Origin of the sequence: Rhodovulum sp. 12E13, assembly GCF_003340565.1 — a bacterium.
In the GTDB taxonomy this organism is placed as follows: Bacteria; Pseudomonadota; Alphaproteobacteria; order Rhodobacterales; family Rhodobacteraceae; genus HLUCCA09.
In genome coordinates this window covers 1-21,156 of record NZ_QPLK01000031.1, presented here as the reverse complement: position 1 = coordinate 21,156, position 21,156 = coordinate 1, and the positions used below count along the sequence as shown (strand labels likewise).

At 65.7% G+C, this 21,156-nt stretch carries 16 protein-coding genes; 6 read left to right on the top strand and 10 right to left on the bottom strand.

What is annotated here, in order from left to right:
* Positions 1 to 19 precede the first annotated feature (19 nt).
* From DLJ49_RS18340 to DLJ49_RS18325, 4 genes are read right to left on the bottom strand one after another with little or no spacing between them, the layout of a single operon-like run.
* Positions 20 to 1,870 (bottom strand): FUSC family protein, encoded by a 1,851-nt coding sequence (locus DLJ49_RS18340; RefSeq protein ID WP_115394985.1) that lies wholly within the window; start codon positions 1,868 to 1,870, stop codon positions 20 to 22.
* Positions 1,857 to 2,897 carry a multidrug transporter subunit MdtN gene (mdtN, locus tag DLJ49_RS18335; RefSeq protein ID WP_115394984.1) on the bottom strand — a complete coding sequence of 347 codons (1,041 nt, stop codon included), beginning with the start codon at positions 2,895 to 2,897 and terminating at the stop codon, positions 1,857 to 1,859. Before mdtN ends, DLJ49_RS18340 begins: the two co-directional genes overlap by 14 nt.
* A 3-nt stretch (positions 2,898 to 2,900) precedes the next feature.
* Positions 2,901 to 3,251 (bottom strand): YtcA family lipoprotein, encoded by a 351-nt coding sequence (locus tag DLJ49_RS18330; protein WP_199533430.1) that lies wholly within the window; start codon positions 3,249 to 3,251, stop codon positions 2,901 to 2,903.
* Positions 3,252 to 3,308: 57 nt separating this feature from the next.
* A complete protein-coding gene (locus DLJ49_RS18325) occupies positions 3,309 to 5,147 on the bottom strand; it encodes an aspartate:alanine exchanger family transporter (RefSeq protein WP_233489240.1) in 1,839 nt (612 codons plus the stop codon).
* 265 nt (positions 5,148 to 5,412) lie between these two features.
* Here DLJ49_RS18325 and DLJ49_RS18320 point away from each other — a divergent pair, with 265 nt between their 5' ends.
* The gene (locus tag DLJ49_RS18320; RefSeq protein WP_158547506.1) at positions 5,413 to 7,191 is read left to right on the top strand and encodes a mechanosensitive ion channel family protein; all 1,779 of its coding nucleotides are present in this window, start codon (positions 5,413 to 5,415) and stop codon (positions 7,189 to 7,191) included.
* Positions 7,192 to 7,299: 108 nt separating this feature from the next.
* A complete protein-coding gene (locus tag DLJ49_RS18315) occupies positions 7,300 to 8,340 on the top strand; it encodes a calcium:cation antiporter (RefSeq protein ID WP_199533428.1) in 1,041 nt (346 codons plus the stop codon).
* Between the two features lie 408 nt (positions 8,341 to 8,748).
* Here the strand turns inward: DLJ49_RS18315 and DLJ49_RS21875 are convergent, their stop codons facing one another.
* Together DLJ49_RS21875 and DLJ49_RS18310 are read right to left on the bottom strand one after the other, a co-directional pair.
* Positions 8,749 to 8,904, bottom strand: coding sequence for a hypothetical protein (locus DLJ49_RS21875; protein ID WP_158547505.1), 156 nt, complete (start codon positions 8,902 to 8,904; stop codon positions 8,749 to 8,751).
* Between the two features lie 267 nt (positions 8,905 to 9,171).
* Positions 9,172 to 10,101, bottom strand: a complete 930-nt coding sequence (locus tag DLJ49_RS18310) for an isoaspartyl peptidase/L-asparaginase family protein (protein WP_115394979.1) — start codon at positions 10,099 to 10,101, stop codon at positions 9,172 to 9,174.
* 174 nt (positions 10,102 to 10,275) lie between these two features.
* Between DLJ49_RS18310 and DLJ49_RS18305 the strand changes: the two genes are divergently transcribed.
* The 4 genes from DLJ49_RS18305 (at position 10,276) to DLJ49_RS18290 (ending at position 17,208) form a co-directional block, all read left to right on the top strand.
* The gene (locus tag DLJ49_RS18305; RefSeq protein ID WP_115394978.1) at positions 10,276 to 11,136 is read left to right on the top strand and encodes a cyanophycinase; all 861 of its coding nucleotides are present in this window, start codon (positions 10,276 to 10,278) and stop codon (positions 11,134 to 11,136) included.
* Positions 11,123 to 13,765, top strand: a complete 2,643-nt coding sequence (cphA, locus tag DLJ49_RS18300) for a cyanophycin synthetase (protein WP_115394977.1) — start codon at positions 11,123 to 11,125, stop codon at positions 13,763 to 13,765. Before DLJ49_RS18305 ends, cphA begins: the two co-directional genes overlap by 14 nt.
* Before the next feature lie 91 nt (positions 13,766 to 13,856).
* Positions 13,857 to 15,128 (top strand): ATP-grasp domain-containing protein, encoded by a 1,272-nt coding sequence (locus DLJ49_RS18295; protein ID WP_233489238.1) that lies wholly within the window; start codon positions 13,857 to 13,859, stop codon positions 15,126 to 15,128.
* A 64-nt stretch (positions 15,129 to 15,192) separates the two neighbouring features.
* Positions 15,193 to 17,208 (top strand): CocE/NonD family hydrolase, encoded by a 2,016-nt coding sequence (locus DLJ49_RS18290; protein WP_115394975.1) that lies wholly within the window; start codon positions 15,193 to 15,195, stop codon positions 17,206 to 17,208.
* Between the two features lie 19 nt (positions 17,209 to 17,227).
* Here DLJ49_RS18290 and DLJ49_RS18285 read toward each other — a convergent pair whose 3' ends face one another.
* The 4 genes from DLJ49_RS18285 to ectA are packed head-to-tail and all read right to left on the bottom strand — an operon-like array spanning position 17,228 to position 20,853.
* Positions 17,228 to 18,631 (bottom strand): aspartate kinase, encoded by a 1,404-nt coding sequence (locus tag DLJ49_RS18285; protein ID WP_115394974.1) that lies wholly within the window; start codon positions 18,629 to 18,631, stop codon positions 17,228 to 17,230.
* A gap of 14 nt (positions 18,632 to 18,645) precedes the next feature.
* Positions 18,646 to 19,029 carry an ectoine synthase gene (locus DLJ49_RS18280; RefSeq protein WP_115394973.1) on the bottom strand — a complete coding sequence of 128 codons (384 nt, stop codon included), beginning with the start codon at positions 19,027 to 19,029 and terminating at the stop codon, positions 18,646 to 18,648.
* Positions 19,030 to 19,033: 4 nt separating this feature from the next.
* A complete protein-coding gene (gene ectB, locus DLJ49_RS18275; RefSeq protein ID WP_115394972.1) occupies positions 19,034 to 20,308 on the bottom strand; it encodes a diaminobutyrate--2-oxoglutarate transaminase in 1,275 nt (424 codons plus the stop codon).
* Between the two features lie 26 nt (positions 20,309 to 20,334).
* Entirely contained in the window at positions 20,335 to 20,853 is a 519-nt protein-coding gene (gene ectA, locus DLJ49_RS18270; RefSeq protein WP_115394971.1) for a diaminobutyrate acetyltransferase, read from the bottom strand.
* Positions 20,854 to 21,156: the final 303 nt, after the last annotated feature.

The window sequence follows — 21,156 nt, the reverse complement described above, 5'->3', positions numbered from 1 at the left end:
CGTCGCTTGCTCGATCGTCTCAGCGTGGATCGCCGAGGGGAGACGCGCCGACGCGCATCACACCGCTTTCGGGGGGGCGGTATGCCGAAAGCATGTCCCGATACTGGGCCAGGTCCTGCTTTGCGCGGCTGTCGCCCGGTTCGCCAAGATATTCACGAACAACCCCGTCGCGCAGCCCGTCGACGGCGCCGCGCAGGCGCGCGATTTCGGCCATCGACACACGATTGCTCATGGGCTCGAACGGGGCGATGTCCAACAGGTCCTCGGCCTTGGCAAGGGCGATCTGCGCCTCCGAGGCGGCAGCGGCGCGCGCGTGCATCTCCGCCCGGGGCAGAGCCGAGATCCGGTCGATGGCGTCGAGCGCGTCTCGAAGCCGCGCGCGGATGTCGCCGGCCACGCTTTTCGGCCAGAACTGTGTGAAGACGAGATAGACGACGAAGATGCCGAGCAGGATGCCGTAGATGCGGTTCGTCGCCTGCGATATCTCGAAGCTGGGGCCGAAGCCATTGAGCGTCGTCAGCATGAAGGCAAGCGCGACCTGAAAGCCGACATACTGAATCCGTTCCTTTCCGACGGCAACCCACGCCGCGACGAGTATGCCGCCGAACACCATTCCGGCAAGGCCGCCGACCGATGTCAGGCTCGGCATGACGAAGGCCAGAACGAACCAGCCCATCGCCGCCCCGATCAGGCACCCGGCGATCCGGAGCGTCAGCTTGCGCACCGTTTCCGCGATCGTGCCCAGCGCCGCGACATAGACGGTGATCATCGCCGTATGGATCCCGTCCCATTGGATGCCGGTATAGATGAGGTAGCACAGAACGGCGGCGATGGTGGTCTTCAGCGCGTAGCGGTGGTGCTCGGGATTGGTAAACGCATCCGCGGCCAGCAATTGCGGCCTGGCAGGCTGGGGCGCTCCTCCTCCGTCGGGCGCGGCGAGACCGACAAGCGCATCGCGCAGTGCGGTATCGGCACGGGTCGCGCCGTCGGTGACATCGGGAGACGGGTATGCAGGCCGCGCGCCCTGGGATATCGCGGTCGCCGCGTGACGAAGCTGGGCAGCGAGGCTGGCCTTGGCCCGGTGGTCTGCGCCGGGAGGAAGGGCAGAGGCGGCCAGCAGCGCCCGATAGCTCGTCTCGATGGCGCCCGTCAGCCAGGTCGACGTCGCGCGGTCGACGAGGTGGAGCGCCTTGACCATCGCGATCCGCTTGCGCAGGTCCTCGTTGCCTTCTCCCAGCAGCTCGACAAGCGCTTCGGGCGACTCGCATGCGTCGATCCGGTCTGCCGCTGCCTCGAGGCGTTCGACGATCCTGCGGCGCACGAGCACATGGGACGGCGTGCCGAAGACGAGGCAGAAGAGGATCATCAGCGCCATGGGCATGCAGGCCATCTTCCAGGCCATCAGTAGCCCCTGGTCGCCGATCTGCCCGATGGGCACATAGGTCACCAGGGTCATGATGAAGGCGACGATCAGGGCGACGACGGCCGCCTGCTCGCCCAGCGGCGTGACGGAGCTGAGAAACAGAAACACGAACGACACGCCGAACATGACGGCGAGCCGCGTCTGCGGGCTTTCCACGGTGGCATTCACAAGGGGGATCATCAGCGCCACCACGAGGGTCGCCAAACCGATCACGCCGATGGCCATGAGGCACGTCTCGACCGCGTCTTCCTTCATCACGAAGATCACGAGGTAACAGCTGATCGCGGCCTCGGGGATCTTCAGGATCATCGAGGTGGCCGCCACGATGGCGCAGAGGAGCGCTATCCGCCATGTCCGGCCGAACCGGCCCGGGAACGGTTGCACGTCGTCCCATGCCTGCCGCACGATCCCCGGCCAGGGCGAGGCGGGCTGATCAGCAGCCTTCATTCTCGTGCACCACGGCCACGGCCGACGCGCCGACCCGCATCAGATCAAGCAGCGGGTCGTCGATGCGGATATGGACGGGGAAGCGCTGCTGCACGCGGACCCAATCCAGCGACTTCGGAACGATCGGCAGCGCCGATGGCACCTGGATGACATCGCGCGAGGCCACGCCCCACCCGATCCCTTCTACCCGGCCCTGCATCGGGCGCGTGCGGTCGGCGAGCACGTAGACAGTGGCGCAATCGCCGACTTCGATGCCGGGCAGCGTGGTCTCGGTGTAGTTGGCCGACACGATCCATCGCGAGGTGTCGATCAGGCTGAAGAGCGATTGCGCCGGCAGCACGTAGTCGCCCACCGACACCGACATGCCCGTCACACGGCCGTCGAAGGGCGCCTCGATCTTCGTGCCGGCCAGCTCGTGCTCGGCAATCGCGACGGCTGCCTCGCGTGCCCGGATAAGGGCCTGCGCCCCTTCCTCGTCGCCGACGAGCGCCTCTGCGGCTTCAAGTTGCCGCCGCGCTTCATTCAGGCTGACCTCGGCATCGCGTTGCAGCGTCGTTGCATCGTCGACCTGCTGCGCCGAGACGAAGCCGCGCTCCTGCATTGGCAGGAGGCGCCCGAGGGTCTGAGTTGCAAGCTCCAGATTGTTGGTGGCCCGAACCACCTGCTCCTCGGCGATGGCGAGGTTCGCCTGCTCGGCCCGAATGCTGCGAGCCTGGTCGCTTCGCGCGGCCATCGCGATCTCGAGATCGGCGCGCGCCTGCTCCAACGCGAGCCTGTAGGGCGTTTCGTCGAGCTCGACGAGCAGGTCGCCTGCCTTGACCTCTCCGTTGTCGTGAACATGGATCGCCTTCACCCGGCCTGGAATCGACGGCGCGATGCGCGACACGTCCGCCTCGACCGAGGCATCGTCCGAGAGCGGGTTGGCCGACGACACCAGATGGCTGCGATAGGCGAGCAGCCCCGTCCCGCCGATGATGAGGGCGGTGACGACGGCTCCGAGCAGGATGAGCGGCTTTCGGTCAGGCACAGCTCAGCGTCCGAAAATCGCGAGGGACAGGAAAAAGGTCAGGCCGAGCGCCATGGACATGTATGCCGGCACCCGCCAACGCAGGATATCGTCGAGCCCGATCACGATGAAGACCACCCGGACGATGATCGTAAGCACGATTCCGGCGAAAAGACAAAGCAACCAGGACGGAAAATAGCTGCCGAACATCGGCACCGAGGGCGCGAGCGCAAAAGCGGCTCCCGGAGTGCTTGTTGCCGCAACGAGGCATGGGGAGATCCACATCCCGCACGTTGGCAGACGCGCGCTTCTCATGGTCGCCCTCTTCCAGCTTGTTTTCTGGCGGTCACTTTGCATGGCGTTCTTGGTGGTCACGGGCTCGAGAATTACACGCTGGCGTTTTGCACAGAAAATGTCTTTCCCCTCAACGGGTCATGACACGATTTGTGCAAGATAACCTCCGACAAGAGCAAGTACGGTGGTGAGCGCGTACGCCACCGGGAAAGGGGCGGCTGCCACCTGACTTTTCGACTGTTCCAGAACCGCGTCGAGAGCCGGAGTCGCATTGCGGCCGCCTGCGCAGCAGCCCGCATTGATCACCGAATTCATCCGAAAGATCCTGTCGCCGATGAAGTAAGCGACGATCACGGGAACGAGGGCGGCAGCCGTGCCGATCAGGGCCAGCCAGATGACCGTATCGCCCCCGAGTGCAGATACGAGTTTCGGCCCCGTGTTGGCGCCCAGAACCGCGACGAACACGTTCAGGCCGATATCCTGCATGAAGCCCCGCGCGCCTTCCGAAACGGGGCCACCCAGTTGCGGATTGCGGCTGCGCAGATACGCGACGATGATGCCGGCGAGAAGGCATCCCGCGGAGGAGCCCAGCGCAAAGGGGATCCCGCCGAGCGACACGCTGAACGTGCCGATCACGTAGCCTGCGGACATCGCGATCGCCAGATGCATCACCTCTGTCGTTGCGAGCGTGTCGCCCGTGACGGCCGTGCCGCCGAGCGCCTCTGCAGCGCGATCGATGCAGACTTGCGGGCCGCTGAGGCGGAGCACGTCGCCGAGACGGACATCCGTTTCAGGGCCTAGGGGGATCTCCTGCCCGGCGCGGAAGATCGCCTCGAGTCGCAGGCCATGCGAAAGGTGGTTGCGGGACAGATCGGTAACCGTCTTGCCCGAGACCGCGTGCGAGCCGACATGAATGTCGGCGGTAGAGATCACGAGATTGCGGGCCGTTGCGTCGGCGACCTCCGCCCCGATCTCGCCGCCGTGCAGGATTTCGAGACCGACATCCGCGCGAATGGTGACGAGGTCGCCAATACGAATCTCCGGGTTGCTCGTCAGGTCCATGGCCTCTCCATCGCGCACGACCCTGAGAATCGGCGCCTGGGGGTAGGAATCCAGAAGGTCGCCTACTTTGCGGCCGGCGAAGGCCTCGTTCTCGATCCGGTAGGCTCTGAGATCCACGGGGGAATATCCGAGGAGAAAGGCCTCTGGCGTCCCGGGCAGGCCGTGGGCGCCGCCACCGGAAAACGCCGCTTCCGCCGCCTTTCCGTCTGCGACCGGATCGTGCCCGAACATCTGCGGCAGATAGCGCAGAATAAGGATGATGCCGACGCTCGACAGCAGGTAGCTGATCGCATAGCCGGCGGCCATGTTCGCGCCGATCTGTTCGGCGGTCATGCCCTCCGGAACGGCCGCCGTTCCGGCCTGCACCGCGGATTGCGCGACGCCGAGCACCGCCGTGATCGTGTAACTGCCCGAGATCAGGCCGGCCGCATATCCGGAGTCGAGACCGGCCAGTTTCGCTCCGCCGACCGCGATCGCCCAGTTCAGCGCCCAGATGATCGTTCCGAGCAGGATGGCGAGAACGCCCGCGGCCTTGAGGCCGGCGAAGAACTTCGGTCCGACGCCCAGGCCGAGCGCATACATGAAGAGCGACAGAAAGATCGTCGAGACGATCCCCGGGATCGCGTATGTCAGCCCGAAAAAGACCTGCGCCGCCATCGAAATCAGAACCGCCACCAGCAAGGTGCTCGCCGTCGACCCCAGCGAAATCGGGCCCAACCTCAGCCTTCCCAGAGGATAGCCGATGGCCAGCGCGACCAGGATGAAGACCCATTGCTGCGCGTCGAGAAACGCGAAAACACCCTCGAGTCCGGTCTCGGCGACAGGTTCGATGAACTGAAAGACGTTGCCGATTTCCCGTTCGGCCTGCGCGACCAGCCCGTCCGCGTCCTGCGCCGTGGCAACTTGCGCCAACACCAGCAATCCGGAGGCCGCGACCGCAACGCCACGGGCGCACCGCACTGAGAAGGCAAGAGCACTGGATCGGGACACTTGCTTCTCTCACGATTGCACAGGCGACTTTGGATGATAGACAAGGTCGATGGATATGGAGCCACACCAGATCGGTCAACCCGTTGCATTCGCTCGTGTCGTCTGCGCACGTCAGGCCCGCCGCCTGGCGCTTCCGCGGGGCTGGCGCAGAAGAAGATCGCGGCGCCGGCGCCCCATGTTTTTTGGCCGGATGCCCAGCAGTGCAGGGACCGAGTTGCTCGCACGCGTACTCCTGACGGCCCTGTCGCTCGTCCTTGCCGGTCAGACCCTCGCGCAGGACAGGCACCCGCTCGAGCCGCTCGACGTCTCGAGCCCGCGGGCAACCTACGACTCGTTCGTGTCGGTCATGCGCGAGATCGAGGCCGGGTACCTGTCCTACCGGGCCTCCAAGTCTGTCGACGGCGAGGGCGACATCCGCGACGCGCTCGTGCGGGCGCGCGCCCTGTTCGATCTGAGCGACGTTCCGCCGGCCACGCAGGCAGAGGTTGGCTCGGCGTCGGTGGGATACCTGTTCGACGTGCTCGTGCGCCTTCCGCTTGTCGATCCGGGTACGATCCCGGGGAGCGACGTCGCGGACGGCGACGAGCCTGCCGCGCTCTGGCATTACCCTGACACCGAGATCACGATCCACCGGGTGGAAGAGGGCGAGCGCGCCGGCGCCTACCTCTTTTCGCCCGACACAGTGGCGCGGCTGCCCCTGTTCCACGAGCTGATCATCGATCTGCCGCCCGTCCGGCCGACGGCCTATTCCAACTGGCGCGCTGAGCAGGTGGGCTTCACCGGGCCTCTGTTCCCCTATGATCTCATCGAGGCCCTGCCGGACTCGTTCGAGGTGCAGGTGCTGGGGACGCCGGTCTGGAAGGCCGCGGTGGTGTTCCTGGTCTGGGCCGGGCTTCTCCTCGTTATCCTCGCGTGGTGGCGCGCCGTGCGCAGATGGGGCGAGGCCATGCAGACGCATTGGCGCCTCGCGATCAAGCTGACGGTGCCGGCGTTTCTCTGCCTCGCCGCTCTCGCCATGCGCAGCGCCTTTCTGCCCCAGGTCAACCTGTCGGGCCCTTTCGCGGAAGGGGTCCATATCTGGGATTCGATCGTTCTCACCGCCGGTCTGGCCTGGGCGGCCTGGCTTGCCATTTACCTCGTCGTCGAGGCGATCGTCGCCAGCCCCACCATCCGGGAAGACAGCTACGACGCGCATCTGCTCTATCTGCTGGCGCGTGTCGGCGCGTTCGTCGCTGCCGCGGCGGTACTGGTCACCGGTGCCTCCGATCTCGGCATCCCCTCACTGGGCCTCGTGGCGGGCCTCAGCGTCGGGGGGCTCGCCTTCGCGCTCGCGGCGCAATCGACGGTCGAGAACCTGTTCGGCGGCGTGTCCATCTTCGCGGACCGGCCGTTCCGGATCGGGGATTTCATCCGGTATGGCGCTATGTCGGGGACGGTCGAGCGGATCGGCCCCCGGTCCAGCCGCATCAGGGGCGCCGATGGCAGCCTGACGACGGTGCCCAACGCCGATCTCGCCAAGCTGCATGTCACGAACTATGCCGCGCGCGAGAAATGCCTGTTCAACCACGTCTTCGGCCTGTCCTGCAAGACGACGCCCGCCGATCTCGAGGCGTTGCTCGCGCAGTTTCGCGACCACGTCGCGGCGCATCCGATGGTGGAGACGGGCCCCGGCATGCCGCGCGTCCACGTCGTGGCGCTCGGGCCCTCCTCGATCGATGTCGAGATCCGTGCGACCGTGGCGACCGCCGACTGGGGCACGTTCCTGAACACGCAGGAAGAACTGATCCTCGGTGTCATGCGCCTCGTCGATGGGTCGCGCGCCGCGCTTGCCCTGCCGAGCCAGACCGTCTATCTCGGGCGCGATCGAGGAAAATACGTCGCTGAGGATCAGGCCCGGGCGGCCCCCGGAAGCATTAGTGTCATCGCCACGGGCGTGCCGGATGCGCGCGCGTCCGAAGTCAAGCCATAGGGCGCTACTTGTCGAGGGTCTTTTGCGATGGCTTCCGAGCACTCCCCGGAGAACAAGGTGTCAATTCCCGGTCCGCTGCCGACTCCCTTGTGGTCCTGGGCTGCGCCCGTGGCCGCCCTTGTCGTCTTCGGCATTTCGGAGGTCGGCCTGCACGGCGCGGTCCCGCTGGCCGTCTACGCTCTCTCCGCCGTCCTTCTCTTCGCTGCCGTCTTCTCTGCCGTGCACCATGCGGAGACGATTGCAGAGCGGATCGGGCAGCCCTTCGGGTCGATCCTGCTCGCGCTCGCCGTCACCGTGATCGAAGTCTCCCTGATCGTGTCTATGCTGCTGTCGTCGGCCGGAAGCGAGAGCAGCATCGCCCGCGATACGGTGTTTGCCGCCATCATGATCGTGCTGAACGGCATCGTGGGCCTCTGCCTCGTGATCGGCGGTCTGCGCTTCCACGAACAGAGCGTGCAGCCGCGCGGTGCGGCAGCCGCGCTCGGCGTGCTCGGCACGCTGGCGGTCCTCGGCCTCGTGCTCCCGAACTATACGACAACCGTCCCCGGGCCGGTCTATGCCCCGGTGCAACTCGTCTTCGTCGCAGTCGTTTCGCTGGCGCTTTACGGCCTCTACCTCTACGTTCAGACGGTCAGGCACAGGGACGACTTCCTCGAACGCGCTGCCGGCGAAGAGCGACACCACCCGCCCAGCACTCGGAGTTTCGTCGTCGCGCTGTGCCTTCTGCCGATCTCCCTCCTCTCGGTCGTACTCCTCGCCGAGTTCCTGGCGCATCCCGTCGGTGACGCGATCACGCGTTCAGGCTTCCCCGAGGCCCTGATCGGCGTCCTGATCGCGATGGTCGTGCTGATGCCCGAGGGCGTGGCCTCCTTGCGCGCGGCCGGGTCGAACCGGCTGCAGACGAGCATCAATCTCGCACTCGGCTCGGCCCTGGCCAGCCTTTGCCTGACGATTCCCACCGTGGCGGTCGTGGCGCTCGTGACCGGGCAGACGCTGGTTCTGGGTCTCGAGGCCGAGCACCTGGTGCTGCTGGTCCTGTCCCTGTTCATGGCCACCCTGACCCTCGCCACGGGGCGGACGACCGTGCTGCAAGGGGGCATCCACCTCGTCATCTTTTTCGCCTTCGTGACGATTTCCGCAATTCCGTAGTCGGCCCACGCCGGACAAGCCCGATCCCACGGGGAGGCCCCGTTTCGACCACGATCGACCTGGCGGATGGCGGAGGCTGCCTGCGCGATCGGGCCGCCGGATCGCCCGGCTCAGCTATGCGGCGGATGGGATCGTGCTGTTCCGGAGGAAGCTGTCGCGGCCGCAGATTGACCATTTCGTTGCCCGTCGCGCCTGCACCGGATGACCTGTCCAACCGCAGCTCACTTCAATGACAACAATCGCTTAGTATCGAGAGAACGTCCGATCCCGGTCCCGTTCCCTCCGCCACTTGCCCCAGCGAAAGCGGTCTCCCGATCCGGCCGCGGCCGGATTTTCTCGTTGTTTTCGAGGGTTATGCGGGTGGGGCTGAGCACTGGCGTCGGCGCCAGACGCGCCAGAAGCGGTCTCTCAGGGGCGACGTTCTCCGGACCTCATGACTGCGCCGATTTGGTGAATATATTTTAAGTAGCTGTAATTAATATGTTTTTCGAGGCTTTGGCTGAACACTTCGACGCCGGTGGCGTTCGCAAGAAGGGACAGAAATCGAACGCTGTCCACGATCATGCCAGGAGCTCCCGGGCAGTGGGCAGACACGATGTAGCTGGACGAGTTCGGCCTACGATAGCGGGCGGGAGTTGGCTTGATCATGCCGCGCGTCTAACGGCATGGGTTCGCGAAGTGAATCCCTGATGGCGATAGTTCTGCAACAATGCCTTCTGGGGCGCGAAAATCGGCTGAGGGAGGCATGCCTTGCGCCCCGATGGCCCGGGCCGGCGTCCGCGATGCCGCTGGCGAGTCGCCTCGGGGTGCACTGCCCGTACAGGCACCGCGTCAATAGATATGCGTTTCGGGGGCACCGCCGTCGCGCACGCAGCCGCGATACATGCCTTCGCAGTTGAATGGCATCACGAGCGCCCCGTCGCGCGCGAGAGAGATCAACCCGCCCGAGCCGCCGATGGCGCTGAGGTCGTCTATCACGACCGCTCGCGCGGCTTCGGACATCGGCTGCGCGCCCAGCCGGATGCGCGCGTCGATCTCATGCGCGACCAACAGGCGGATGAAGGCCTCGCCATCGCCGGTGGCCGAGACGGCACAGGTGGTATCATCGGCGAAGGTCCCTGCGCCAATGATCGGACTGTCCCCGATGCGGCCCGCGCGCTTGCCCGTCATTCCGCCGGTCGAGGTTGCGGCGGCCAGATTGCCTGCGCGGTCCAGCGCCACGGCGCCGACCGTGCCATGGCGCCGGGACGGGTCGTCGTCCAGCGTGCCGTCAGCTTCCATCCGCAGCGTCTCTTGCAGGCTGTCCCAGCGCTCCTGCGTGTAGAAATAGGCGTCGTCTTCGAAGGCCAGCCCGGCAGCCCGCGCGATCTGCAGCGCGCCCGTGCCCGCCATCAACACGTGATCGGTCCGCTCCATCACGGCGCGGGCCAGCAGCACCGGATTGCGCACGCCGGCGATGCCCGCGACGGCCCCGGCCCGGCGGCCACGTCCGTCCATGATCGCGGCATCCATCTCGTGCCGGCCGTCGCGGGTAAAGACGGCGCCACGCCCGGCATTGAACAACGGCTCGTCCTCAAGCGCCATTACCGCCGCCGTGACAGCGTCAAGCGCGGCTCCGTCCGCGGTAAGCACCGATTGCCCTGCGGCCAGCACCCGCCCCAGCGCGGCGTGATACGCCGCTTCCCGCTCGGGACTCATGTCGTCGCGTGGCAGCACGCCAGCACCGCCGTGAATGGCCAGAACGAAACCAGATGCCAACATCTATCCTTTCCCGAATCCGTTCGCGGCGCGCAGCGAAAACAGGCGCTTGTCCTGCCGACGTGTCCGCGACGCCCCCGCATGGAAAAAAACATCTTTCCCTGAAACAGCTTCGCCTATAACTGATCTGAAACCCTGCGCAAGATTTAATGGAGCTTGCCCATCTTGGAGGTCCCAATGAACACGTCGATTCGCCCTGTACCGCGGGGCAAGCTGGTGGCGATCGGCGGTGCCGAAGACAAGACGACGCAAGCCGACATCCTGAAGCGTGTTCTCGGCTTCAGCGACGCCGCCGCACCGATCGTGAGCGTGATAACCACGGCCAGCAGCATCCCCGACGAGGTCTTTGCCGAGTATCAAGCCGTTTTCAAGCGCCTCGGCGCGAGCGAGGTGCTCGATGTCCGCATCCGCGAACGGGCCGACACGCGCGACCCGGAGATGATCGAGATGCTCGCGCGCAGCGACGTGATCTTCATCTCCGGCGGCGACCAGATGCGGCTGACGAGCATCTTCGGGGGCTCGCCCGCGCTGGAGATGATCCGCAAGCGTCACACCGAGGGCGCCGTGATCGCGGGGACCAGCGCCGGCGCGGCCTGCCAATCGACCACCATGGTCTACGGCGGCGATGCAACCGACGCGCTGCGCAAGGGCGTGGTGAAGATGGCGGCCGGCTTCGGCCTGATCGCGGGTGTGATCGTCGACACGCATTTTCTGGAGCGTGGCCGGTTCTCCCGCCTGATGGAGGTCGGCGCGACGAACCCCGAATATCTGGGCGTCGGCCTTGGCGAGGACGCGGCGGTGCTCTTCGATGGCGATCGACTGTATGCGTTCGGTCCCGGGCATGTTATCCTCGTTGACAGTACGGCCATGACGGGATCGAACGTGTTCGACCTCTCCGACGGCGAGGTGATGAGCGTCCACAACGTCGTGATGCACGCGCTGATCGACGGAGACGGGTACGACCGCACCCGGCGGACCATCCTTGGGCCGGAAGACATCGGCAATCTGGAGCTGAAAAAGACTAATGCGCATTCTTGAGCACCGCGCACTGCGCGGGCCAAACTACTACAGCCGCTACCAGGCGATATACATGCGGCTCGACATCCAAGACCTCGAAGAGCGGCCAAGCGACACGGTCCCCGGCATCGCCGAAGCCCTCGAGGCGATCATTCCCACCATCCATGACCATCGCTGTTCGGTCGGCGAACCGGGCGGGTTCCTGCAGCGCGTGCGCAACGGCACCTATGCGGGGCACATGGTCGAGCATCTCGCCATAGAGCTGCAGAACATGGTCGGCTTTTCGGTCGGGTACGGCAAGACCGTCGACAGCTACGATCCCGGCATCTACAATGTGATCTATCGCTACCGGGACGAGGCCACCGGCCTCGCCGCCGGGGAGGAAGCGGTCCAGATCGTTCGGAAGCTCTACGATCGCGCGCATGTCGATCTCGGCCCCGTACTCGACCGCCTGAAAGAGGTGCGCGACGCCAACGCGCTCGGCCCCTCGACCGGTGCGATCGTGGACGCCGCCAAGGCCCGCAACATCCCCTGGTACAATCTGACCGAAGGCACCAGCTACACTCAACTCGGCCACGGCGTGAAGCAGCGCCGCTTCCAGGCGACGGTGACCGACGCCTCGGGCATCATTGGCCACTCGATCGCCGACGACAAGGACTGGACCAAGCAGATCCTCGGCGATGCCGGGCTGGCCGTGCCGGAGGGCTACACCTGCTATTCCCGGGAAGAGGCGCAGGAGGCGGCCGAATGGATCGGCTGGCCGGTCGTGACCAAGCCGCTCGCGGGCAACCACGGCCGCGGCGTGACTACTGCCATCGCGTCGCTCGAGGACCTGAAATCGGGCTACGAACTGGCCCTCAAAAGCCTGCGCGACGAGTCCGGCGGCGTCATCGTGGAACGCTATATCACGGGCGAGGATCACCGGATGCTGGTGATCGGCGGCAAGTTGGTCGCGGCCGCGCGCCGCCGTCCGGCGCATGTGACCGGCGACGGCAGATCCACGATCCGTCAGTTGATCGAACAGGAAAACCGCGCTCCGCGCCGTGGCGTCGGGCACGAGAACCTGCTGACGCAGATCCATGTCGACGACCAGACGCTGCGCATGCTCGAGCAGGCCGGGCTAAGCTTGGACAGCGTGCCGCCCGAGAGCGAGATGGTCTATCTCAAGTCCACCGCCAACATCTCCACCGGGGGCACGGCGACCGACCTGACCGACGAGGTGCACCCCGAGATCAAGTTCCAGATGGAGCGGATCGCGCGCCATGTCGGGCTTGACGTGATCGGGATCGACCTGCTGGCCGAAACGCTGACCCGGCCGCTGGACCAGCAATCCGCCGGCGTGGTCGAGGTCAATGCCGGCCCCGGTTTCCGCATGCACATGGCGCCGACCCACGGCACGCCGCGTCCGGTGGGCGAACACATCGTCGAGATGCTGTTTCCCGATCCCACCGATGACGGCCGCATCCCGATCACGGCGATCACCGGCACCAATGGCAAGACCACGACCACGCGCCTGACGACGCATATCCTGCGGCAGGCCGGCTATTCGGTGGGCATGGGCTGCACCGGCACGGTCGAGATCGACAACCACGTGATCCTGCGCGGCGACTATTCGGGGCCGGCGGCGGCACATGCCGTGCTGCGCGAACCCACGGTTGAGCACGCCGTTCTCGAGGTCGCACGCGGCGGCATCATGCGCCGCGGCCTCGGCTTCGACGAATGCGACGTTGGCGTGCTGCTCAACATTGCCTCGGACCACCTTGGCGAGCACGACATCCGCACCCTTGAGGAACTGGCGCGCTGCAAGACCGTCGTCGTCGATGCCGTCAAACGCGAGGGGGGCTACTGCGTCCTGAACGCCGACGATCCGCTGGTGTTGGATCAGGGCACCTACTGGGCGCGGGGCGAGATAATCTATTTCACCATGTCGCCAGACAATCCCGACCTCGATGAGCATCTGGGCAAGGGCGGCATGGTCGTCACCGTGCGCTCCGGGCGGATCGTGCTGATGCGCGGCAAGGTGCAGGTGGACGTGGTCGACGTGAACGACGTGCCGATTGCCTTCGAAGGGCACGCGCCGTTCAACGTGCAGAACGCGATGGCCGCCGCGGCCGTCGCGCTGGCGCACGGCATCGAAATCGACGACATCCGCGCCGGTCTGCTGACCTTCCACCCCACGCCGGCGCAGATGCCGGGCCGGACCAACTATTTCGAGGCTGACGGCGTCAAGTGCCTGATCGACTACGGCCACAACGTGCCCGCGCTGATCGCACTGGAACCGCTGGTGCGCGGTCTCGGGCAGAAGCGCCGGATCGGTGTCTCGACCGCGCCGGGGAACCGGCGGGCCGAAGACCTTTCGGCGCTCGGCGCGCAACTGGCCGGGATGTGCGACATCGTCTACGTCTACGAGACGGACTCGCGCGGCCGCGAGACCGGCGAGACTGCGGGCCTGATCCGCGATGGTGTCACGTCGAGCGGCGCCACCTGCGATGTCCGGGTCATCATGTCGGAAGAGGAAGCCGTCGCCGCCGCGATCGAAGAGGCGGAGCCCGGCGATTTCCTGCTGCTGCTGGTCGACGACATCAAGGGCGCGACCGACCGCCTGAAGGGCCGCAGCTTTCCCGTTCAGGCCGAGTTGACCCGGCACTGACGCCCGCCTTTTCCCGTGGACGCGCCGGCGTGGCGCCTCCGCCCTTACGCAATGGGCTGAAACAATGACGAAAAACGTCTTCGTTATCGGGATGAACGCCCTGAACGCGGAGCGCCTGAGACGGCTACGGGGCTGCGACGATGTCGTGTTCCATCCGCTTCTGACATCCGAGGAGGTGTCGGACACGCAGCAATTCGACATCCCCGACATGCTGACGCGGGCCGAGGCCACGCTGGACGCCTTCGACGGCTCCATCGACGCGATCGTGGGCTATATCGACTTTCCCGTCTCCACCATGCTGCCGCTGCTCTGTGCGAAATACGGCACGCGCAACGCGTCGCTGGAAAGCCTGCTGAAATGCGAGCACAAATTCTGGTCGCGCAAGGTGATGGCCGAGGTGATCCCCGACCACGTACCGAAATTCACCGCCTTCGACCCGTTCGACGACGAGGCGCTGTCGCGCATAGGCGAGGCCGACCTGCGCTTTCCCTTCTTCGTCAAGCCGATCAAGTCGTCGGGTTCGCGGTTGGGCTTCCGCATCGACAGCCCCGAGGATTTCGACTTCGCGATCCAGAACATCCGCGCAGAGATCGACCAGATATCGGAGCCGTTCAACTACGTGCTCGACCAGGCTGACCTGCCCGACGACATCCGCGCCATCGAAGGCCATTACTGCATGGCCGAACAGGTCATCGGCGGTCGGCAATGCACCGTGGAGGGCTACGTGTACGACGGCGAGGTCGTGCCCTACGGCATCGTGGATTCCATCCGCTATCCGCAGGTGCTCAGCTTCTTCTACTACCTCTACCCGTCCACCCTGCCGACCCGGGTGCAGGACCAGATGAACGAGATCACCCGCAAGATCATGGCCCATGTCGGCTATGACAACGCGGGCTTCAACATCGAGTATTTCTGGGACGAGGTGCAGAACAAGATCTGGCTTCTGGAGATCAATACTCGCATCGCGCAGTCGCATTGCGACCTGTTCGAGATGGTCGACGGCGTCAGCCACCAGCAGGTGACGATCGACCTCGGACTCGGGCGCACGCCCGACATGCCCCAAGGCGAAGGCCCGGAAAACGTGGCGGCGGAATTCTTCTACCGCGTGTTCTTCCGAGACGCGACCGTCGCGCGCGCGCCCTCGCGCGCCGAGATCGAGGTGGCCGCCGAACAGGTGCCCGGCACGCGCATTTCCTCTTACGTCAAGAAGGGCATGAAGCTGTCGGACCTGCCGGAGCAGGATGCCTACAGCTTTGCGGTGGCCTCGGTCTGGATGGGCGCAAAGAAGCAATCCAAGCTGCTGTGGAATTACGAACAAGTAATGAAGCGGCTCAACTACGAGTTCAGCGACATCGAGGAATAGCCACGCCTCGCCAGTCCGCACGACACCGCCGGGCCCGTCCGGCCCGCATTTCAGGATGACGTCAATGAGAGTCGATCACCCGCTTCCCGTCGCTGTGCGCGAGCTGGAGCATGTCGAGATCCCGATGCCCGACGGAACCCGCCTTGCGGCGCGGATCTGGATGCCCGAGGGCGCGACCGGACAGCCGGTGCCGGCGATCCTCGAATACATTCCCTATCGCAAGAACGACAAGACGCTGGAGCGTGACCACGCGCGGGCGCCTTGGATGGTGGCGCAGGGCTATGCCTATGTGCGCGTCGATCTGCGCGGCACCGGCGAATCCGACGGCGTGATGACCGACGAATACACCGAGATCGAGCTTCAGGACGGCTGCGACGTCATCGCCTGGATCGCCGGTCAGCCCTGGTGCGACGGCGGTGTCGGGATCGTCGGCATTTCCTGGGGCGGCTTCAACGGTCTGCAACTCGCGGCGCTGCGGCCGCCGGCGCTGAAGGCGGTGGTGACGATCTGTTCGACCGACGACCGCTATGCCGACGACATCCACTACATGGGCGGCACGATGCTGTGCGATCAATTGTCCTGGGCGTCGGTGATGTTCGGAATCAACACGCTGCCGCCGGATCCCGCGCATGTCGGTGACCGCTGGCGCGAGATGTGGGAAGAGCGGCTGGACGGGTCAGGCTTCTGGCTCGAGACCTGGATGCAGCACCAGACGCGCGACGCGTTCTGGAAGCACGGCTCGATCTGCGAGGATTTCAGCAACATTCAGGTGCCCGTCTACGCCGTCAGCGGCTGGGCAGACGGCTACTGCCGCGCCGTATTCCGCTTGGTGGAGAACCTCAAGAGCCCGGCAAAGGGGCTCGTCGGCCCTTGGTCGCACCGCTATCCGCATGTCGGCGAACCCGGCCCGGCGATCGATTGGCTGAGCGAGGAGACCCGCTGGTGGGATCAATGGCTCAAGGGCGTCGATACCGGTATCGCGGACGAGCCGCCGCTGCGCGTGTTCCTGCAGGACCACGCCGTGCCGCAGACCCATTACACCCAGCGTGACGGCCACTGGATCACCGAACCGGCCTGGCCCTCGCCCAACATCACGCGTACCGATTTCGCCCTCGGCGCCGATGGACGGCTGTCGCGGTCCGATGCGCTGCCCGGCGGCTGGCTCGACATCGCCTCGCCGCTCTGGGTCGGGTTCGCGGGGGGCAAGTGGTGTTCCTACGCGCTGCCCGGCGACCAGCCCGGCGATCAGCGGCGCGACGACGCAGGCAGCCTGTGCTTCCAGACGGCGCCGCTCGATGCGGCCCTGCACATGATGGGCGATGCGCATCTGACGCTGACCTTCACCGCCGACTGCCCGGTCGCGCAGGTCGCCGTGCGGCTGATGGACGTGGCCCCTGACGGGGCTGCGACGCGGGTCAGCTACGGGCTGCTCAACCTCACCCATCGCAACGGGCACGAACATCCCGAAAAGCTGGTGCCGGGGCAGACCTATACCGTCGACGTGCCGATGAAGCACGTCGCGCAGACCTTCCGCGCCGGTCACCGGATCCGGCTGGCGCTGTCGACCAGCTATTTCCCCATCGCCTGGCCCGCGCCCGAACCCGTCACCCTGCGCGTGCAGAGCGAGCGGTGCACGCTCTCCCTGCCGCTGCGCGACGGTGATCACAGCGATGCAGCCCCGTTCGGCCCGCCGCGCGCCGCGGCGCCGCTGGGGCAGGTATTCGAGACACCGCCAACGGCCGAATGGCGCGTGACCGAAGACACCGTCACGGGGCGTGTCACGGCCGATATCCGCGTGCACGAAGGCGCGGCAAATATCACCGACCACGCGCTGACCCATTCCGCCGAGTGCATCGAACGGTATTCGATCCTGCCGGACGACCCGACCTCGGCCGAGGGCGAGGTGACGTGGGAGCACAAGATGCAGCGGGACGACTGGGCGGTGCGGACCGTGACGCACACGCACATGACCTGCGACGCCACGCATTTCCACCTGCGCGCGCGGATGCAGGCGTTCGAGGGCGACACGTCCGTGCGCAACGAGACCTATAGCGCGACCATTCCGCGCCAGTCGGTGTAGGCGGCGCGCCGGGGCCGCCTCAGGCCGCCTCGACGAGCGCCGCGTGGAGCGCGCTGATCGCGTCGTTCAGCCGGTCCTCGGGGACGAGGAACTGCACGTCCACGCCGCGCGCGATGGCGTGCACGCCGAGGCTTTCGATGCCCGCCCCGGCCAGCGCCTGAAGGCCGCGCGCCGGCACCTCGATATCGAGCAGCCCGCGCCCCACCGCGCTAACCAGCGCGATCTTGCGGATGTCGATCTCGGCGTTGGCATGGCGGGCCTCGATCGCGCGTTCCACAGCGCGCAGCGCCTTGAGTTGTGCATCGACGTAATGCGTGATCGTGTTCGCATTCGACGCCTTCGACACGATCCAGACGTCGTTCTGCGTCAGCGCGTCGAGGATCGCGGCGTCGTAGCCCTTCACGCCCACCATGTCGGGTTCGTGCACCGACAGCGCCGCGACGACCAGACCGGTGACCATCTCGACGCGCGGCGGCGCCTCGACGTCCGACAGGATCACCGTTCCCGGATCGCCCACGTCGAAGGCGTTGGCCACGCGCAGCGGAATCCCCGCCTGGCGCAGGATCTTGGCGGCGCTCGGGTGCACCGCCTCCATCCCGAGGTTCGATAACTGGTCGGCCACGTCGTAATCGGTTCGCCCGATCTTGGTGGCCTTGCCGGTGCCGACGATCTTGGGATCGGCGCTTGAGAGATGGAATTCCTTGTGGATCACTGCCTCGCGTGCGCCGGTCAGAGCGGCGATATGGGCAAAGGTGACCTCGGAATAGCCGCGGTCGAATTCCCGCATCAGCCCTTCGCTGCATTGCGCGTAGCCGGTCACGATCGGCAGTTCGCGGGCGAAGTCGATCCCTGACAACGCGTCGGTCAGCCGGGTCCGAAGGTCGGGGTGGCGATCATCGCGCCAGCCTGACAGGTCCACCATGCGCGCAACCACGCCGCGACGGTTCAGCATCAGCGTGACCACCTTGGCGGAATGCGCCTCGCCCAGCCCAGACAGCAATTCGCGGATGGTCAGCAACTGGTTGCCCAGCCGGAAATGCCCGTAGGAGGTCAGGCGCTGCAGGTCGATCAGGCAAGAGCGCGCGCCCTCGACCCGCTCGCGCAGAAAATCCCCGGCTTCCTTCTGGTCGCCTTCATGGTCGAGCAGGCGGGTATGCTCCTCGACCATGCGGGCAGCGGTGCGATCCAGCGCCTCGCTCCACCTCATGTCCGCCTCGGCCGAGGCGAAATGCCCGTAAACGCCCGGTTCGCCCGATTTCTTGTTCTCGAGCAGCAGGTCCGTGATCCCACCGAAGGCGGAAACGACGAATACCCGCCCATAGGGGCCGCCCTCCCTGTTTGCGCTGAACAGCGTGGCCATCAACTCGTCCGCGCGGCTGATGGAGGTGCCGCCGATCTTCTCGACGGTATGTCCGGTCGTCATGGTTTGCGGTCTTCTCAATCGGCGGGTGCGTAGGAGCCGTCTTCGCGGTGAACTTCGGTCCCCGTCACCGGCGGGTTGAAGCAGCATGCCATCACGAGGTCCTCGTCCGCGATCAGCGTGTGCCTGTCGTGCAGGTTCAGCGCATACATCACGCCGGGGCGGATCTCGTGCGTCTCGCCTGTGGCGAGGTCGGTGATCCGGCCGGTTCCAGACATGCAGTAGACGCTTTCGAAATGGTGCTTGTAGTGGAAGGTGTGTTCGCTACCCGCCTTCAGCGTGGTGATGTGGAAGGAAAAGCCCATCCCGTCATCGGCCAGCAGCATCCGTACGCTGGTCCATTGCGCGTCGGACACCGCGCGGTCGGTGTCGTTGAGCGCGTTGAAATCCCTTACGATCATCGGCTCACTCGGCCGCGTCGCGGGTCTGGGACAGGGCCTCGGTCACGCTAGCCTCGAGCATGTCGAGCCCTTCGTCGAGCACCGCGTCCGGCGTGGTGAGCGGGCCGAGGAACTTTACCACTTCGTCGTTGGCGCCCGAGGTCTCGATGATGAGCCCACGCTCGAACGCGGCGGCGCAGATCGCCCCCGCCAGATCGCCGGAGCCGACGTTGATGCCCTGCATCATGCCGCGCCCGCGCAGTTCCGCCCCCGGCACCTTTTCGGCGATCCGCGACAGCCGGTCGTGTAGATGCGCGCCCTTGCGGCGGACATCGGCGGCGAAACTGTCGTCCTTCCAGAACTTTTCCAGCGTGACCCGCGCGGTGACGAAGGCATGGGTGTTGCCGCGGAAGGTGCCGTTATGCTCGGCCGGTTTCCAGATGTCGTGCTCGGGCTTCACCAGAAGCGCCGCGAAGGGCAATCCGAAGCCCGACAGCGATTTCGCCTGCGTGATCATGTCCGGAACGATGCCCGCATGCTCGAACGCGAAATATGTCCCCGTCCGACCGCAGCCCGACTGGATGTCGTCCACGATCAGCAGCGCGCCCAGCTTTTTCGCCAGGCGCGCGACGCCCTGCATCCATTCGTCGGAGGCGGCGTTCAGCCCGCCTTCGCCCTGCACCGGCTCAAAGATGAAGGCCGCTGGCGCATCCAGGCCCGAGGACGGGTTGTCGAACATGATTTCCAGGTGCTGGAGCGTATCGATATCCGCGCCCAGCGACCGGTCGAAGGGCATGTGGGTGGCGCCGCAGAGTGGCCCGCTGCCCGCGCCCGCGCGCTTGCCCGCGTTGCCGGTCAGCGACAGCGCGCCCATCGTCATGCCGTGAAAGCCGTTGGTGAAGGACACGATGTTGCGCCGCCCCGTCACCTTGCGGGCCAGCTTCATCGCCGCCTCGACGGCATTGGTGCCGGTGGGTCCGGTCATCATCACTTTGTGGTCCATGCCGCGTGGCCGCAGGATGATCTCCTCGAAGGCTTGCAGGAAGCGCGCCTTTTCGACCGTGTACATGTCCAGCCCGTGCGCGATCCCGCCCCCCTGGATGTGCGCGATCAGCGCCTGCATCATGTCGGGATCGTTGTGGCCGTAGTTGAGCGTCGAACAGCCGGCGAGAAAGTCGATGAATTTCCGGCCGTCCGTGTCGAACATGTGGCTGCCTTCGGCGCGTTCGAAGACGACCGGGAAGCTGCGGCAGTAGCTGCGGACCTGGGATTCGCGGCGTTCGAAGATGTCGGTATGCATGGCAGAGCTTTCTGAAACAGGGCCGGTCATTCGGCGGCGGTGCGGTCGATGTCGCTGATCGTGACCATGTATTCGGTGGCGTGCTTGCCGCCGAAATGCGCGTCTTCCTCGTAATGCGGCTCGTGGTCCAGATCGGCCTCCATCTTGTCGGCGAAGCTGTTGAACAGCGCCCAGCTCGCATCGTTGTCGACGGTGATCGTTGTCTTGAGCTGCGTGACATCGGCACAGGCGGGACGCTCGAAGAGTTCGGTCAGCATCTTCTTGGCCACGCCGCGGCCGCGCGCGGCCTCGCCTACCGCGACCTGCCAGACGAACAGCGTGTCGGGCGCGTCCGGCGGAATGAAGGCCGAGATCCAGCCGACGATCACGCCGTCAAGCTCCGCGATGACGCAGGTATCGGCGAAATGATCGCACTGCACGATGTTACAATACATCGAGTTCTCGTCGAGCGGGCCGCTTTTTCGAATGAGATCCCAGACATCGGCCCCGTCCTCGGACGTGGGAGCGCGAAAGGTCAGTGGGACACGGGGCGGGTTATCGGGCATGGTTTGTCTCGATTTGGTTATACGTCGCACTATAACCCTCACGCCGACGAGGTGTGAGCGAAAACGCGACGCGTTGTGGATTTTGCGACATCGTGTGCGCGGCCATCCGAGCCCACGGGTCGTTCGATCGTCCGGCCGGTGGCCTGCCGCCGCGAGATGCGGCATGGTGCATTCATCCCGCCTTATTCATCGAAATCGGGGGTAATGGCTGGCGTGCCCGCGAAAGCTCTGTAGAATCAAGTTGCTACACCAAGTCCGACAGCAGCCCTCGGAGCACGCCATGGGTGAAACGCTACAGCCGGT

Bases quoted from the DNA above. Each gene is read 5' to 3' on its own strand.
- DLJ49_RS18340 (WP_115394985.1), bottom strand. From the start codon at position 1,870: ATGAAGGCTGCTGATCAGCCCGCCTCGCCCTGGCCGGGGATCGTGCGG.
- DLJ49_RS18320 (WP_158547506.1), top strand. From the start codon at position 5,413: ATGCCCAGCAGTGCAGGGACCGAGTTGCTCGCACGCGTACTCCTGACG.
- DLJ49_RS21875 (WP_158547505.1), bottom strand. From the start codon at position 8,904: ATGATCGTGGACAGCGTTCGATTTCTGTCCCTTCTTGCGAACGCCACC.
- DLJ49_RS18310 (WP_115394979.1), bottom strand. From the start codon at position 10,101: ATGTTGGCATCTGGTTTCGTTCTGGCCATTCACGGCGGTGCTGGCGTG.
- DLJ49_RS18305 (WP_115394978.1), top strand. From the start codon at position 10,276: ATGAACACGTCGATTCGCCCTGTACCGCGGGGCAAGCTGGTGGCGATC.
- cphA (WP_115394977.1), top strand. From the start codon at position 11,123: ATGCGCATTCTTGAGCACCGCGCACTGCGCGGGCCAAACTACTACAGC.
- DLJ49_RS18295 (WP_233489238.1), top strand. From the start codon at position 13,857: ATGAACGCCCTGAACGCGGAGCGCCTGAGACGGCTACGGGGCTGCGAC.
- DLJ49_RS18290 (WP_115394975.1), top strand. From the start codon at position 15,193: ATGAGAGTCGATCACCCGCTTCCCGTCGCTGTGCGCGAGCTGGAGCAT.
- DLJ49_RS18285 (WP_115394974.1), bottom strand. From the start codon at position 18,631: ATGACGACCGGACATACCGTCGAGAAGATCGGCGGCACCTCCATCAGC.
- DLJ49_RS18280 (WP_115394973.1), bottom strand. From the start codon at position 19,029: ATGATCGTAAGGGATTTCAACGCGCTCAACGACACCGACCGCGCGGTG.
- ectB (WP_115394972.1), bottom strand. From the start codon at position 20,308: ATGCATACCGACATCTTCGAACGCCGCGAATCCCAGGTCCGCAGCTAC.
- ectA (WP_115394971.1), bottom strand. From the start codon at position 20,853: ATGCCCGATAACCCGCCCCGTGTCCCACTGACCTTTCGCGCTCCCACG.